Origin of the sequence: uncultured Bradyrhizobium sp., from assembly GCF_936928535.1 — a bacterium.
Taxonomy (GTDB): domain Bacteria; phylum Pseudomonadota; class Alphaproteobacteria; order Rhizobiales; family Xanthobacteraceae; genus Bradyrhizobium.
Genome location: NZ_CAKZHY010000118.1, coordinates 1 through 14,354, shown reverse-complemented (window position 1 = coordinate 14,354; position 14,354 = coordinate 1). Strand labels below are relative to the sequence as shown.

Genomic DNA, 14,354 nt, shown 5'->3' with positions numbered 1-14,354 from the left:
CGCCGGGCAACCGGGGCACAGGAGCGAAGTTCGGCGTGTCCTCCGTCTACGTCATCACGGTGAGTGCAGCGCGAGGCAATCCAGGATCCCTCCGCTGGGACCGTCGGGATTGCTTTGCTGCGCAATGACGTAGCGTCAGGCTGCAGCGCGCTGCCCGCCTATGATGCTGCAGATCAATGCGTTGGCGGCCTCGTCGAGCTCGAACCGGACGAGCGTGCCACGGTCGCTCTTGCGGACGACGACACCCTTGAGCCGCGCAGGAAGTCCGTCGATAGCAACGACCACATTCTGGTGAAGAACGATGCCGGCGATGTCCTCGACCAGGATGGCCCCACTCTCCGAGAGATCGCGGACATGGACACGATGCACATGCCCGCCCGCTTCGACGGTGCCACTCCGCTCCACCGGCGCACGGGCGGAGATTCTGCGGTTGACCTCGGATGTCGAGGTCCTGACCACCCGCACGAGGGTCTCCTTGAGGTCGCCCATCTTGCCCGCGATCTCACGCGAGCCCTGCGAAATCTCCGAGGCTCGGCGTCCCGTTTCCGCAGCCTCGCTCGACACGCCGACGATCTGGCTCGCGACCTCGCGTGCCGCCTCGGAAGACTCCGCCACCGTGCGCGATATCTCGGCCGTCATTTGGCTCTGCTTGTCCATGGAGAGGGAGATCTCGGCGGATACGGCATCGACGCCGCGAATGACCTCGCCGATGGCCGCGATGGACTCGGCCGAATCGCGCGTCACGTTCTGAATTTCCGTGATCTGCTGCGCGATCTCGGAGGTCGCCTTGGTGGTCTGCTCGGCGAGCGACTTCACTTCCGCGGCGACGACAGCGAAGCCTCGTCCGGCTTCGCCTGCCCGCGCCGCCTCGATCGTGGCGTTGAGCGCAAGCAGGTTGGTCTGCTCCGCGATTTCGCTGATCAGGCTGGTGACGGAGCCGACCCTGTTGGCCGCATCCGACAAGGCACCGACCAGCGTCTGGGCCTTCTCCGAGCTCTCGACCGCGTCCGTCGTCAGCTTGCGCGACGAGCTGATCTGCCTGGCAATATCGGCGATCGAGCCGTTCAACTGCTTGGCGGCATGGCTCAAGGTCTGCGCGTTGGCAAGCGACTGCTCGGCAGCCGCGGCGACATTGCTGCTGTTGGCTCCGACCGTGCCGGCGCTCTCATTCATGAGCACTGCACTTTCGGCCATTTTTCCCATCTGGCTCGATACGGCATCGACCGCAGCCAAGGTCTCGCGCTCGACGGTGCTGGCCATATCGTTGAGGGCACTGACTTTCTCCAGATCCGCGAGCCGCGCGCGGTCGATTCGCTCCTCCAGTTCGAAGCCGAGCCTGGCCTGCATCGCCTGAATGTTGCGGAGGGCAACACCGAGTTCGTCGTCGCGGACGACCTCGATGCGGTTGTTGAAGTGCCCCATCGCCACGAGGTCCATCGCCTCGTTGAGCTGCTGCAAGGGCCCGGTGATCGCCCGCATTGCCTTCAGGCCAACCGCGGCGCAGGCAAGCAAGGCAAGCACGGCGAGGCCGATTGCGACGGCCAGCGTCACGCGATAGCCACGGGCGGCAGCCTCATATTCCGACTTTGCGACATCGATCTGGATCGCGACGAGCTTGTCCAGCTCGGTCTTGACGCGCGCGAACAGCTCCTTGGCTTTGCCGGCCTGGAGGCTGGCCAACTCGTCGAACTTTCCGGCGCCGAGCAACGGCAGGCCGGCGTTGATGCCGTTCTCGCTGTAATCCTTCCGCCGAGCGGCGAAGGCTTCCGCAGTGCGCTGCTCCTCCGGCGTCAGGTAGGTGGCCATGTAGTCGGCCCACACCTTGTTGATCGCCTCCGAATTCTTCAGGACTTTCGCCTCGACCTCGGCCACCGGCCTGCCGGCGCGACCGTCGACCGCGGCCTGGTAGAGCATGATCGAGGCTTCTTTCATGCGGTCGTTGACTTCGAACAGCTGCGCGAGCGGGACGGCGCGGTCCTCATAGATCGTGGTCAGCCGGCTGTTGCTGTCATAGGCGGCCATCAGACCGACGGCGGCCATGACGAGCAGGAAAGCGGATTGCAGCGCAACCAGGCTGGTTAGCCGCGCCCTGAGCGTGCCGGCGAACACGCCGAGAAAGTCGAACAACGACCTGCGGCGAACGACGCCGGCCTGAAGGCGATAAGCCTGCGCCTCGCCCGCCCGGTACTGTGCATAGATGCGCTCGGCCGCCTGGCGCTGGTCGGCGGGAAGTCTGGAGCGGATCGACATGTAGCCGCTGATCTTGCCATCCTCCCAGATCGGAGTGGCGCTGGCCATGACCCAGTAATAGTCGCCGTTCTTGCGCCTGTTCTTGACCGCACCGGCCCAGGGCTTTCCGTCCTTGAGAGTCTTCCAGAGATCCTCGAAGGCCTCCGGTGGCATGTCGGGATGACGCACGATGTTGTGCGGCTGCATCCGCAGCTCTTCCTCCGTGAAGCCCGATGCAGTTACGAACTGCTCGTTGAAGAAAGTCAGGCGTCCCTTGAGGTCGGTCTTCGACACGATAATGACGTCGTCGGCGATCTCGTATTCCTTGTCGGTAACGGGAACGTTCTTGCGCATAGCAATGCCCTTAAAGAAAGCAGTCGGCTTGAATCCAGTGCACGACTGTCGACTGCGCGTGCTTAACTCGCCTTGAAGATCGGAACCCGGACGAGTACGGTCGGCAAAATTGATCCAAATCAATGCATGCCCCGATGAATCGCCATCAAGGCGATTCATCCGCGATCAGAGGTGTGCGCCCTTTTTGCGAGGACTGTATGCGGACACCATCGGTCGGCGTCTTCAAGATCGCCACCCGCGGCCCCGGCGACGTTTCCGGTCTCATGAGCCTGATCGCGTCAGGCGCGATTGATCCCGTCGCGATCCTGGCGATCCTCGGCAAGACCGAGGGCAATGGCGGCGTCAATGATTTCACCCGCGAATATGCCGTCGCGGCGCTCTGCACGGCGCTGGCGCCGAAGCTTGACCTGACAGCTGGAGAGGTCGAGCAGCGCATCGCTTTCGTGATGTCGGGCGGCACCGAAGGCGTGCTCTGCCCGCACATCACGGTGTTCACCCGCCAGGACGTTAAACAACGGCCGGCAGGCATCTCCGGCAAGCGGCTGAGCATCGGCATGGCGCAGACCCGCGACTTCCTGCCTGAAGAGCTCGGCCGCTCCGCGCAGATCACCGAGACCGCCAGGGCGGTGACGGCTGCGATGGCGGATGCCGGCATCACTGATACCGCCGACGTCCATTTCGTCCAGATCAAATGCCCGCTGCTCACCAGCGAGCGTGTCGAGGCGGCCACCGCGCGCGGCCACAAGACCGCGACGACCAGCGCCTACAGCTCGATGGCTTATTCGCGCGGCGCCTCAGCGCTCGGCGTTGCCGTTGCGCTCGGTGAGATCAGCGCCGGCGTCAAGGACGAGGACGTGCTGCGGCGCTACGATCTGTTCTCGAAGGTGGCCTCGACCTCGTCGGGGATCGAGCTGATGCACAACGTCGTCATCGTGCTCGGCAACTCCGCATCCTCAGCGAGCGAGTTCGAGATCGGGCACGCCGTGATGAGCGACGCGATCGATGCTGTCGCGGTGACCGAGGTGCTGAACAGCGTCGGACTTGGTGCGCAGGGTCTTGGCGCGCAGGCGAAGGCCGGCCGCGAGCTCGTCAACGTTTTCGCCAAGGCGGAGGCTTCACCTGATGGTACCGTGCGGGGCCTGCGCCACACCATGCTCGAGGACACCGACATCAGTTCGACACGCCACGCCCGTGCGGCGGTCGGCGGCCTGATCGCCGGCCTTGCCGCTACCGGTGCGGTCTACGTCTCCGGCGGCGCCGAGCACCAGGGACCCGCCGGCGGCGGCCCGGTTGCAGTGATCGCGCGCTTATCCTGAGGAGTGCGACCTCTCCGCTTGGTGCAACCCTGCCCTTCGCGCCGGCTCAGTTGATTCAGGCGGGCCCTTGCGAAAAAGGTGGCGCCGCACCTCGAGGGGATTTTGACTTCATGACTTTGCCGATGAGTTGGAACGAATGGACGCAGCACGATGGCGTTGGCCTTGCGGCGCGCGTCCGCAAGGGTGAGCTGACGGCAAAGGAACTGGCACGGCAGGCGGCAGCAGCCGTCGCCAAGGTCAATCCGACGCTGTCGGGCGTGGTCGAGCTGTTCGATGACGTGATTGCCGATCCCGCCAAGGATAGCGCCAATCTCGCAGGTCCCTTCGCCGGCCTGCCTTTCCTGATGAAGGACCTCGGTCCGACCATGAAGGGCCGGCTGCAGGAAATGGGCTCGCTGTTGATGCGCGGCAACCGCGCTGCGGCCGATACGTTCCTGACAGGCAAATTCCGCCAGGCAGGCCTGAACCTGATCGGACGGACGACGACGCCGGAATTCGGCGTGTGCAGTTCGGCCGACAACCCGGCCGTCTACGTCACCCGCAACCCCTGGAATACCGACTACACCACCTGTGGCTCGTCGGCGGGCAGCGCCGCGATGGTCGCGGCCGGCGTGGTGCCGATCGCCCATGCGACCGACGGCGGCGGCTCGATCCGCATTCCCGCCGGCGTCAACGGCAATATCGGCCTGAAAGTCTCGCGCGGCGTGTTCTCGCTGGCGCCGCACATGTCCGACCTCACCGGCCTCGTCTCGATCCAGGGCTGCCAGTCGCGCACGGTGCGCGATACCGCGGCTTTCGTCGACCACGCCCGCGGGCCTGCGCCCGGCGAGTTCATGCCGTTCTGGACCACGGCGCAGCCTTATGGCGAGATGATCAAGCGCGATCCGTCAAAGCTGCGCATCGCGCTCTCACACACCTGGGGCGACTACACCGCAACGCCCGAGATCAAGGCCGAGCTGGAGAAGACCGGCCGCTTCCTCGAAGGCCTCGGCCATCACGTCGACTACGCGCTGCCCGAGCTTGATTTCCGCGCCGCCTTTGCGGCGCAGACCACCTGCTACATCTCGAATTTTTCCGTGGTGATCTCCAAAATGCTGGCCGCGCGCGGGCTGGAGCGGCCGCCGGAAGATTTGATCGAGCCGATGAACATCCGGATCTGGGAAGCCGGCCTCCATACCAGCTTTGCCGATCGGGCCAAGATGCAGGCCGTTTTCAACACGACCTCGCGCGGCTTCGGCAGCTTCTTCGAGCAATGGGACGTGATCCTGACGCCGATCACCGCGGTGCCGACGCCGAAGGTCGGCACCAAGCAATATCTCACCCTCTCCGACAATCCAGATGTGCTCGACTGGTTCGACAATCTCTGGCGCTTCTTCGCCTTCACGCCACTCGGCAATCTCTGCGGCATGCCGGCGATCTCGCTGCCGATGGCAAGCCAGGATCACGGCCTGCCGCTCGGCATCCAGGCCATCGCCAAGCAGGCCAATGACGGCCTGCTGCTGCAGCTCGCTGCCCAGATCGAGCGCGCGCTCGAGGGTAAGTGGAACAGCGGGAATACGCCGAAGGTGCATGTGACGAAAGGATGAGGTAACGTTGCGCTGAGCCGTCGGAGGACTCGAGTTGGACCCGTTAGAGATTCTGGAGAGCCTCAACAAGAAAAAGGATCTTCCCGTCGAAGCGATTCAGGCGGCGAGGGCCGAGAAAGACTCGGTCATACCCATCTTCTTGCGGGCTTTCGAAGACGTCGGATCGCCTGGTCGAACGGATTACGATGCAGCGCTGTTCTTCGCGTTTCACCTCCTTGGCGAATGGCGCGTGAAAGCCGCCTACCCAGTGCTTGCAAGCTTCTTACGCAAGCCCCCGACATCGTGGATGCGATCTTGGGTGATGCAATCACCGCGACAACCCACCGCGTGATAGCCTCCGTCTTCGATGGCAATTTGCAGCCATTGTGCGACATCATCCACGATGAAGATGCCGAAGAATTCGTTCGTTCACGCATGATCGAGGCGATCGCATTATTGACCTCGCGTGGAGACGTTTCGCGCGCTTGGTCCGAACAGTTCTTGCGCGAATGCTACGACCGGATTCGGCCGCAAGATTGTTGTTATGTCTGGTCCGGTTGGCAGCAATCGATTGCCTGGCTCGGGATCTCCAGCCTGAAGCCATTGGTCGAGCGCGCATTTGCACAAGGGTTCATCGACGAAACGTGGTGTTCATACGCGGATTTCGTAGGAGATCTGCAATCCACGCTCGACAATCCTGATGCCCCGCCGTTCCGCGCCGAAAACGATTTGATCTTATTCGGCGACACGATTCAGGAACTGTCCACATGGGCATCCTTCAATCCAGAGCCTCGCCCAAGGAAGCAACCTGCGCCGGTGTCCTTCTATGACCCCGAACGCAATCCGTTTCGTAATGTCTGCCGGAACGATCCGTGCCCCTGCGGCAGCGGGAAGAAGTTCAAAAGATGCTGCTTGAACGCGAGTACCGCCGGCTAACTACAGGCTTTCAGTTCTTCACCGCCGGGATCGCTTCCTCCGGCTGCTGCTGGCCAAGCTTGAGCATCGCGAGCGCCTTGTCGAGTGCTTCGCGCAAGGCGAGCGCGGCGGCCGGACTGCAGCGCAAATGCGCGGTCTGGACCACGTCGACCCTGACGGCGGCGCCGATCGGCATCAGGAGATTTGCGGCAAGCTCGATCTGGATCGCACCATTGTGATGGCCGAAGCAGGACGCGCCGTCAAAATAGATGATCGGCGCCCGCTCCGAGCTCGAGTTGGAAATGGTGACGGGCCCCTCTTTGGCGGCGGGCGTTTCGGGGTCGGCCATGGGGTACTCCTCGCGGGCAGGGAACGGACGCCCACCATCGTTGCTTAAGCGGGCCGTGTCGAGGCCAAACCTGCCGTGCGGCGGCGCATGCGGGGTTTTGCGCGGCGCCTGACTGGTCTAGAACATCTCCATGTCCATTTCAGCGACCACGCTTCCCTTCGAGGAACTCGCCGAGGCCATCAAGGGCCGCCGTTCCGATTACGGCCAGATCAGCGGGCTCCAGCTCGACCGATTCGCACCGGGCGAGGCCTGGTCGAGCCTGCCCTACCGCCCCGTCTTCGTCGGCGACACCGAGACCGGGGTGCTGCATGGCGGTGTCGTCACCGCGATGCTGGACGAGAGCTGCGGCATGGCGGTGCAGCTGGCGCTCGACGGCACCAGCGCGATCGCAACCCTCGATCTACGCATCGACTACCAGAAGCCGGCGACGCCCGGGCTTGCCATCAAGGCGCATTCGGTCTGCTACCGCACCACGCGCTCGATCGCCTTCGTGCGCTCCACCGCCTACCAGGAGTCCGAAGATGATCCGGTGGCGACCGCCACCGCCTGCTTCATGATCGGCGCCAACCGCACCAACATGCTGGCGGACCGCCGGATGGACACACGTAGCATTCCGACACTGGAGGCGCCTGAGGATCCCGACGGACCGTTCGCGAGCAGTCCGTTCGCGCGCTGCCTCGGCATTCGCGTCAATGATGACGCCACGCTGACAATGCCGTTCTCGCCGAAGATCATCGGCAACCCGATCCTGCCCGCGATCCATGGCGGCATGACCGGCGCCTTCCTCGAGACCACGGCGATTTTGGGCGTGCGGCGCGAGCTCGGGATCGCGGCGCTGCCAAAGCCGATCGGGCTCACGATCAATTACTTGCGTTCCGGCCGCGCGCTTGACACCATTGCCAACGTCTCGATCGTGAAACAGGGAAGGCGCATCGTCGCCTTCGAGGCGCGGGCCTGGCAGGACGGTCCGGCCAAGCCGATTGCCTCAGCCTTCGGTCATTTCATGCTGCGTCCGACGCCGGGAAACGACGAGGAATAGGCGTATTTTACTTGACGGAACGGGCTCAACGTCGAAGGTTTGGGCTGCACCATAGCACGTTCCATCGAGAGGTATTTGCTTGCGGCATCCGATCGACATCATCGCCATGTTTGCCGCCATCTGGCTGCTCGCCTCGATGGTGCTCGACGCGGTGACGCCGAAGGAGCTGACGGCGGTCATGATCGCCGTTGCGATCGCGCCCGCCGTGATCATCACCGCCGTGTTCTATTATCTGCGCTGCCCACGCACGGATTTCGCGGTGATGTTTGCCGCACTCTGGCTGATCTCCGACATCGCCATCGCCTTCATCTCGCCGAAGGAATTGCCGCTCTGGCTTCTGCTGCTCGGCTTCGTGCCGGCCGCCATCATCGGCATCGTGCTGCACTGGCAGCGCTTCCAGCGCCGTCATGAACAGCTGCCCGCGCCGTCTGTGAAGCGCGGCTAGCGCGACAGCAGATTGGTCTTGGCGAGGTCGATGACCTCGTCGCCGCGGCCGCTCATCACCGCGCGGAGCACCCACAGGCTGAAGCCCTTGACCTGCTCGGCAGTGATGGTCGGCGGCATCGACAGCTCCTGCTTGGCGGTGACGACGTCTAGCAGCGCCGGGCCTTTGTGCGCCAGCATCTCCTTCATCGCGCCCGGCAGCTCGCCGGGATCTTCGACGCGTTTGGCAAAGATGCCCATCGCCCGCGCCATCGCGGCGAAATCGGGATTCTCCAGATCGACATTGGTGTCGACGAAGCCCGCGGCCTTCATCTCCAGCGCGACGAAACCGAGCACGCCGTTGTTGAACACGACCACCTTCACCGGCAGCTTCATCTGCGTCAGCGTGATCAGGTCGCCCATCAGCATGGTGAAGCCGCCGTCGCCGGAGAGCGAGACCACTTGGCGGCCGGGCTGCGAGGCTTGAGCGCCGATCGCCTGCGGCATCGCGTTGGCCATCGAGCCGTGCACGAAGGAGCCGATCAACCGGCGGCGGCCGTTCATGGTGAGGTAGCGCGCGGCCCACACCGTGGGCGTGCCGACATCGGCGGTGAAGACGGCGTCGTCCGCGGCGTGGTCGCTGATCACCTTTGCCAGATATTGCGGGTGGATCGGCTTGGCTCCCGGCGTGCCTTTGGCGAGCGAGTCGAGGCCTTCGCGCGCCTTCTTGTAATGCGCGACCGCGTCGTCGAGATGGCTGCGCTGCGTCTTGGTCTTGAGCAGCGGCAGCAGCGCCTCGATGGTCAGCTTGACATCGCCGACGAGACCGAGATCGATCTTGGCGCGACGGCCGAGATTTTCCGGGCGGATGTCGATCTGCACGACCTTCGCATCGGTCGGGAAGAACTGCTTATAGGGAAAATCAGTTCCCAGCATCACCAGCGCATCGCAGGCGTGCATGGCGGCGTAGCCTGAGGAGAAGCCGATGAAGCCGGTCATGCCGACGTCGTAAGGGTTATCATATTCGACATGCTCCTTGCCGCCCAGCGCGTGCACGATCGGGCTCTTGAGGCTTTCTGCCAGCTGCATCAGCGGCGCGTGCGCACCGGCGCAGCCGCGGCCGCAGAACAGCGTGATACGCTCGGCACCGTTGAGGAGATCGGCGAGCGCCTTCAGCTCATCGGCTTGAGGCACGACCTTGGGCGAGGCGAGCGCGAGCCCACGCGTCGTCGATATCGCACGCTTCGGGGGGCTACGGAACGCGACATCGCCGGGCATGGCAATGACGGCAACGCCGCGCAGGCCCACCGCGGCGCGGATCGCGTTCTCCAGCACGAAGGGCAGCTGGCTCGGATCCGAGATCAGCTCGCAATAATGGCTGCATTCGCGAAATAGGTTTTGCGGATGGGTTTCCTGGAAATAGCCGCCGCCGATCTCGGCCGAGGGGATTTGCGCAGCGATCGCCAGCACCGGCACGCGGCTACGGTGCGCGTCGAACAAGCCGTTGATCAGATGCAGATTGCCGGGACCGCAGGAGCCGGCGCAGACCGCAAGGCTGCCTGTCATCTCGGCCTCGCCGGCGGCCGCGAAAGCCGCGACCTCTTCATGGCGGACGTGGATCCAGTCGATGGTGCCGCGGCGACGCAGCGCCTCGGTGAAACCGTTCAGACTGTCGCCGACAATGCCGTAGATGCGCTTGACGCCGGCCTGTTCGAGCGTGGCCACGAACAGATCGGCTATGTTGTTGATCGCCATGTCGGTCTCCTGATCTCGCTAATGCAGCAAGATAGGACAACGCCCCAACGTGACCGCATCACGGCTTGTTTATTGCCGCGTCAGTCTTTCACAATCGCCCGATCATAGGCCGCGATCGTCGCCTTTGCGCGCGCGGCAACATCGGCGGCCGACATGCCTGGTTTGTAGAGGCTGGAGCCGAGCCCGAACGCCGTCACGCCGGCCTTGATGTACTCCGCAAAATTCTGATCGGAGACGCCGCCGACGGCGGCGATCATCACGCCTGCGGGCAGGATGGCGCGGATCGCGGCAATGCCGGAGGCGCCGAGCACGCTCGCCGGAAAGAATTTCAGGCCGGATGCGCCGGAGCGCGCTGCAAGAAGCGCTTCGGTCGGCGAGAACACACCGGGCAGCGTAATCATGGCGTATTGATGCGCACGCGCGAGGACCTGCGTATCCACGTTCGGCGAGACCATCAGTCTGCCGCCGACATCGTTCAGACGGTCGACGTCTGAGGTGGCCAGCACGGTGCCGGCGCCAATCAAAACGTTTGAAGGCGCGAGTTTCACGGCGGCGCCGATCGAGCGGAACGGATCCGGCGAGTTCAGTGGAATCTCGATCGCGGTCATGCCGGCCTCGATCAGCACGCCGACGATGGCTACGGCCTCTTCCGGCTTGACCCCGCGCAGGATCGCGACCAGGGGCCGCTTCATCGGCGGAAAGGGAACGCTCATTGCAAAAGTCCTTCTACTTCGTCCAGATCGCAGCAGCCGCCATCGACAGGCCGCGGCGCACGGCTTCGTCGGCATCGATCGGGTTCACGTTGACGTTAAGCGCATCGAAAGCCTGCCGGTACAGCGCCGCGAGCCGCCCCGAGGCGATCAACGTGACGCCGGCAGTCGGCACGCTGCCGGAGAGGCCCGCTGCCAGCTCCGCGCCGATCAGCGTGCCCGACAACGTCTCGCGCGCCGCAGCCTGCGTGCCGCCGAACAAGAGCTGCCGCGACCGCGCGCTGAACAGGAGATTGGCAGCGAAAGCCGGCGCCTCGTAAGCGGCCTTCACCGCCGTCTTGAAGCTTTCGGCATCCTCCGCCGCATCGGCGCCGGCGACGGCGAGCGACAGAATCGTCTCGCGCGAGATGACGCTGAAGAGTTCGCCGGTCATGAAGGTGGCAAAGTGCGCCACCGTACCGTCCTTGACCCTCACCCATTTGGAATGGGTGCCGGGCATGCAGACCAACGCCTCGCCGGCGGCATCGAGACCGAGCGCGCCAAGCAATTGCGTCTCCTCGCCGCGCATCACATCCGGCGCCTTTGTGTCGCGCTGCGCGATGCCGGGCAGGATGCGGATGTCGCGTGTCTCACCCGGCACGCGCGCGGCCTGCTTCAGGATCGCCGCGAGTGGCGCCGGCGTGTCGACATAGCCGGCCTCGACCCAACCGGTCTTGGCGCCGGCCATGCCGCAGACCAGGACCGGCAGATGAGCGGGCGCCTGAACCGCGGCGAGGTGCGATTGCAGCACGCCGGCGAAGCCGGCTTTGGCTGCCGCCAGCATGCCCTCATCGCTGCGGCGCTCGGCCAGCACTTTGCCAGCGCGGTCGACCAGCCACAGGCGAAAACTGCTGGTGCCCCAGTCCACCGCGACATAAGCGGGTTCGGTCATTTCGAATCGCGTCCTCGTCTCACCGCCAAGTCTCAGGCCTAAGACACCGTCTCGCGACAATGAGACGACGCCTCAGCAAATCCACCCCGGGATATCGGCAATTGCCGCCGCAAACCAGCGTTTTCTCGCTGGGTCCGGACGAATGAGTGCTGGCACACCGCTTGCTGAAGCTATGCCGTGCAAATCCATGAACGCGCAGCAAGACGCGTCAACATCAGATGAGGAAACCCATGGAGATCGGCTATTTCACGATGCCTTCGCATCCGCCGGAGTGCGGCCTGAAGGAAGGACATGACTGGGACCTGCAAGTCCTGCGCTGGCTCGACGAGCTCGGCTATCAGGAAGCCTGGATCGGCGAGCACCATACCGCGCCCTGGGAACCCAATCCCACGCCGGACCTGCTGATCGCGCAGGCCTTGATGCAGACCAAGAAGATCCGCATCGGGCCGGGCGGCTTCCTGCTGCCCTATCATCACCCGGCCGAGCTCGCCAACCGGGTCGCGATGCTCGACCATCTTTCCGAGGGCCGGCTCAATTTCGGCGTCGCCGCCTCGGGGCTACCGAGCGACTGGGCGATGTTCAACGTCGACGGCATGAGCGGCCAGAACCGCGACATGACGCGCGAGGCGCTGGAGATCATCCTGAAGCTTTGGTCCGATCCCGCGCCCTTCACCTACAAGGGCAAATTCTGGACGGTGACCAAGCCGGATACCATGTTCGACTTCCTCAAGCCGCACATCAAGCCGTTGCAGGCGCCGCATCCGCCGATCGGCGTCGCTGGGCTGTCGAAGAACTCGGATACGCTGAAGCTCGCCGGCGAGCGCGGCTTCATCCCGATGAGCCTCAACCTCAACCCGGCCTATGTCTCAAGTCATTGGGATTCGGTCGAGATCGGGGCCGCCAAGACCGGGCGCAAGCCGAACCGGCAGGACTGGCGCCTGGTGCGCGAGGTCTTCGTCGCCGACACCGACGAGGAGGCCTGGAAGCTTTCGACCGGCGACATGATGGGCCGGATGATGAGCGAGTACTTCCTGCCCCTGCTCGGCCATTTCGGCTTCAAGGACTATCTCAAGCACGCCCCTGACGTGCCCGATAGCGACGTCACCGTCGAATATTGCGCCAAGCGGAACTGGATCGTCGGCTCGCCTTCGACCGTCGCCGAGAAGATCGAGAAGATCTACGAGGAGGTCGGCGGCTTCGGCGTGCTCTGCGTGTTCGGCTTCGACTACAAGCACAAGCCGGAAGCCTGGCACCGCTCGCTCGCGCTGCTCAAGAACGAGGTGATGCCGCGCCTGAAGCATCTCGGCTCCGCGAAGAAGGCAGCTTGACGCTTGGCGGGTGCGGCGCGAACCTGCCGCACCCGCATTCATTTCGGAGATTTCCGCTTGAGCGTCGATGCCAAACCTCTTGATGCAAAGGATTTCAAGCAGGCGATGCGCCATGTTGCCGGCGCGGTCGCGCTGGTCACTGTCGGTGCCGAACACGGCAAGCGCACCGGGCTGACCGTAACCTCCGCCTGCTCGCTCTCGGACAATCCGCCGTCGCTGATCGTCTGCGTCAACCGCAACGCCAGCGCCCATGCGCGCATCCGCGAGGAAGGCGCCTTCGCGATCAACTTCCTGCACGAGGATCACGCGCTGCTGGCGCTGACCTTCAGCGGCCAGAAGGGCGTCAACGGCGACGATCGCTTTGCATTCGGGCAATGGACGCGCGGCGAGACCGGTGCGCCGGTGCTGACGGATGCGGTCGCGGCGTTCGATTGCGTGCTGGCACAGGAGTTCGAGACCAGAACGCATTCGATCTTCATCGGCGAGGTGCGCGCTGCGAGGCATTCGGCGACGGCGACGCCGCTGGTGTATCTGCGCAGCAGTTTCCACACGCCGCAGGAAATCCGCGAGACCGTTTCAGTCGGCGATCTCGATTCGCGGCATCTGAGCTGGACGGATTTTTCGTAAGGGCGCGCTCCCCTTCCCTTCTCCCCTTGTGGGAGAAGGCGGCGCGCGCCGGATGAGGGGTATCTATCGGCGCGTTCAAGTGGGAGCAGGACTCGCGGAGAGATACCCCTCACCCGTCTCGCCGCTGTGCGGCGAGACACCCTCTCCCACAGGGGGAGAGGGGAAGTATGCCGTGCTCCTAGATCTGCCTACTCATGCCGATGCCCGTGCTTCCGCGCCTTCGCCTGCTTGCCTTGTTCCGTCGGAATCATCACCACGCGCCCATAGCGCACGCCGCGCTCCGCGATGATGTGGTCGGCGAAGTGCCTGACCTCGGCCGCATCGCCGCGCAGCGCCGTCATCTCCATGCAATTGTTGTCATCGAGATGGACGTGCAGGGTGGCCAGTGCGAGGTCGTGATGGCCGTGGAATTCCTGCACCAGTCGCTTTGAGAGATCGCGCGCGGCGTGGTCGTAGACATAGACGAGACCGGCGACGCAGGGGCCGCCCTGCGCGTTATCCTCGCTCGATTGCTGCAGTCCGGCCCGTGCGAGGTCACGGATGATCTCGCTGCGGTTCTGGTAGCCGCGCGCTTCGGCCGCGGCATCGATCTCGGCCAAGAGATCGTCCTCGATCGTGATCGTAATCCGCTGCATCAGGTCCTCTCCGCGCGTCTTACCTCGCCCCGCTTGCGGGGAGAGGTCGGAATTCGAGCGTAGCTTGAATTCCGGGTGAGGGGGACTCTCCGCGAGTCACACTTGCAATGAATTCGTGGAGGCGGCCCCTCACCCTAACCCTCTCCCCGTAAGAACGGGGAGAGGGAAAGGAGAGAAA

At 64.2% G+C, this 14,354-nt stretch carries 14 protein-coding genes; 8 read left to right on the top strand and 6 right to left on the bottom strand.

Annotated features, from left to right (window positions below):
* Positions 1-135: 135 nt before the first annotated feature.
* Positions 136-2,583 carry a methyl-accepting chemotaxis protein gene (locus Q0687_RS23690; RefSeq protein ID WP_298882104.1) on the bottom strand — a complete coding sequence of 816 codons (2,448 nt, stop codon included), beginning with the start codon at positions 2,581-2,583 and terminating at the stop codon, positions 136-138.
* A 197-nt stretch (positions 2,584-2,780) separates the two neighbouring features.
* Between Q0687_RS23690 and Q0687_RS23685 the strand changes: the two genes are divergently transcribed.
* From Q0687_RS23685 to Q0687_RS23670, 4 genes are all read left to right on the top strand, one after another.
* Positions 2,781-3,899, top strand: a complete 1,119-nt coding sequence (locus Q0687_RS23685) for a ring-opening amidohydrolase (RefSeq protein ID WP_298882101.1) — start codon at positions 2,781-2,783, stop codon at positions 3,897-3,899.
* Positions 3,900-4,009: 110 nt separating this feature from the next.
* Positions 4,010-5,485: an amidase family protein gene (locus tag Q0687_RS23680; protein WP_298882098.1), complete on the top strand. Its 1,476-nt coding sequence runs from the start codon at positions 4,010-4,012 to the stop codon at positions 5,483-5,485.
* A gap of 34 nt (positions 5,486-5,519) precedes the next feature.
* Positions 5,520-5,816, top strand: a complete 297-nt coding sequence (locus Q0687_RS23675) for a hypothetical protein (protein ID WP_298882095.1) — start codon at positions 5,520-5,522, stop codon at positions 5,814-5,816.
* Positions 5,708-6,400, top strand: coding sequence for a DUF1186 domain-containing protein (locus tag Q0687_RS23670; protein WP_363323985.1), 693 nt, complete (start codon positions 5,708-5,710; stop codon positions 6,398-6,400). Before Q0687_RS23675 ends, Q0687_RS23670 begins: the two co-directional genes overlap by 109 nt.
* 10 nt (positions 6,401-6,410) lie before the next feature.
* Here Q0687_RS23670 and Q0687_RS23665 read toward each other — a convergent pair whose 3' ends face one another.
* Entirely contained in the window at positions 6,411-6,728 is a 318-nt protein-coding gene (locus tag Q0687_RS23665) for a hypothetical protein (protein WP_298882090.1), read from the bottom strand.
* Positions 6,729-6,858: 130 nt separating this feature from the next.
* Here Q0687_RS23665 and Q0687_RS23660 point away from each other — a divergent pair, with 130 nt between their 5' ends.
* Together Q0687_RS23660 and Q0687_RS23655 are read left to right on the top strand one after the other, a co-directional pair.
* Positions 6,859-7,767, top strand: coding sequence for a hotdog domain-containing protein (locus Q0687_RS23660; protein WP_298882089.1), 909 nt, complete (start codon positions 6,859-6,861; stop codon positions 7,765-7,767).
* Between the two features lie 79 nt (positions 7,768-7,846).
* Positions 7,847-8,212 (top strand): hypothetical protein, encoded by a 366-nt coding sequence (locus Q0687_RS23655; RefSeq protein ID WP_298882087.1) that lies wholly within the window; start codon positions 7,847-7,849, stop codon positions 8,210-8,212.
* Here Q0687_RS23655 and poxB read toward each other — a convergent pair.
* The 3 genes from poxB to Q0687_RS23640 form a co-directional block, all read right to left on the bottom strand.
* A complete protein-coding gene (gene poxB, locus Q0687_RS23650; RefSeq protein WP_298882084.1) occupies positions 8,209-9,945 on the bottom strand; it encodes a ubiquinone-dependent pyruvate dehydrogenase in 1,737 nt (578 codons plus the stop codon). The genes Q0687_RS23655 and poxB overlap by 4 nt on opposite strands.
* 80 nt (positions 9,946-10,025) lie before the next feature.
* A complete protein-coding gene (locus Q0687_RS23645) occupies positions 10,026-10,658 on the bottom strand; it encodes a 2-dehydro-3-deoxy-6-phosphogalactonate aldolase (RefSeq protein ID WP_298882082.1) in 633 nt (210 codons plus the stop codon).
* A gap of 13 nt (positions 10,659-10,671) precedes the next feature.
* Positions 10,672-11,586 (bottom strand): 2-dehydro-3-deoxygalactonokinase, encoded by a 915-nt coding sequence (locus tag Q0687_RS23640; protein WP_298882081.1) that lies wholly within the window; start codon positions 11,584-11,586, stop codon positions 10,672-10,674.
* 230 nt (positions 11,587-11,816) lie between these two features.
* On the opposite strand from Q0687_RS23640, the gene Q0687_RS23635 reads away from it, so the two are divergent.
* The gene (locus tag Q0687_RS23635; RefSeq protein ID WP_298882248.1) at positions 11,817-12,914 is read left to right on the top strand and encodes an LLM class flavin-dependent oxidoreductase; all 1,098 of its coding nucleotides are present in this window, start codon (positions 11,817-11,819) and stop codon (positions 12,912-12,914) included.
* A gap of 57 nt (positions 12,915-12,971) precedes the next feature.
* Complete coding sequence (locus Q0687_RS23630; RefSeq protein ID WP_298882078.1) at positions 12,972-13,541, top strand: flavin reductase family protein; 570 nt, start codon at positions 12,972-12,974, stop codon at positions 13,539-13,541.
* A 188-nt stretch (positions 13,542-13,729) separates the two neighbouring features.
* Here the strand turns inward: Q0687_RS23630 and nikR are convergent, their stop codons facing one another.
* Positions 13,730-14,176 (bottom strand): nickel-responsive transcriptional regulator NikR, encoded by a 447-nt coding sequence (nikR, locus tag Q0687_RS23625; RefSeq protein ID WP_298882075.1) that lies wholly within the window; start codon positions 14,174-14,176, stop codon positions 13,730-13,732.
* Positions 14,177-14,354: the final 178 nt, after the last annotated feature.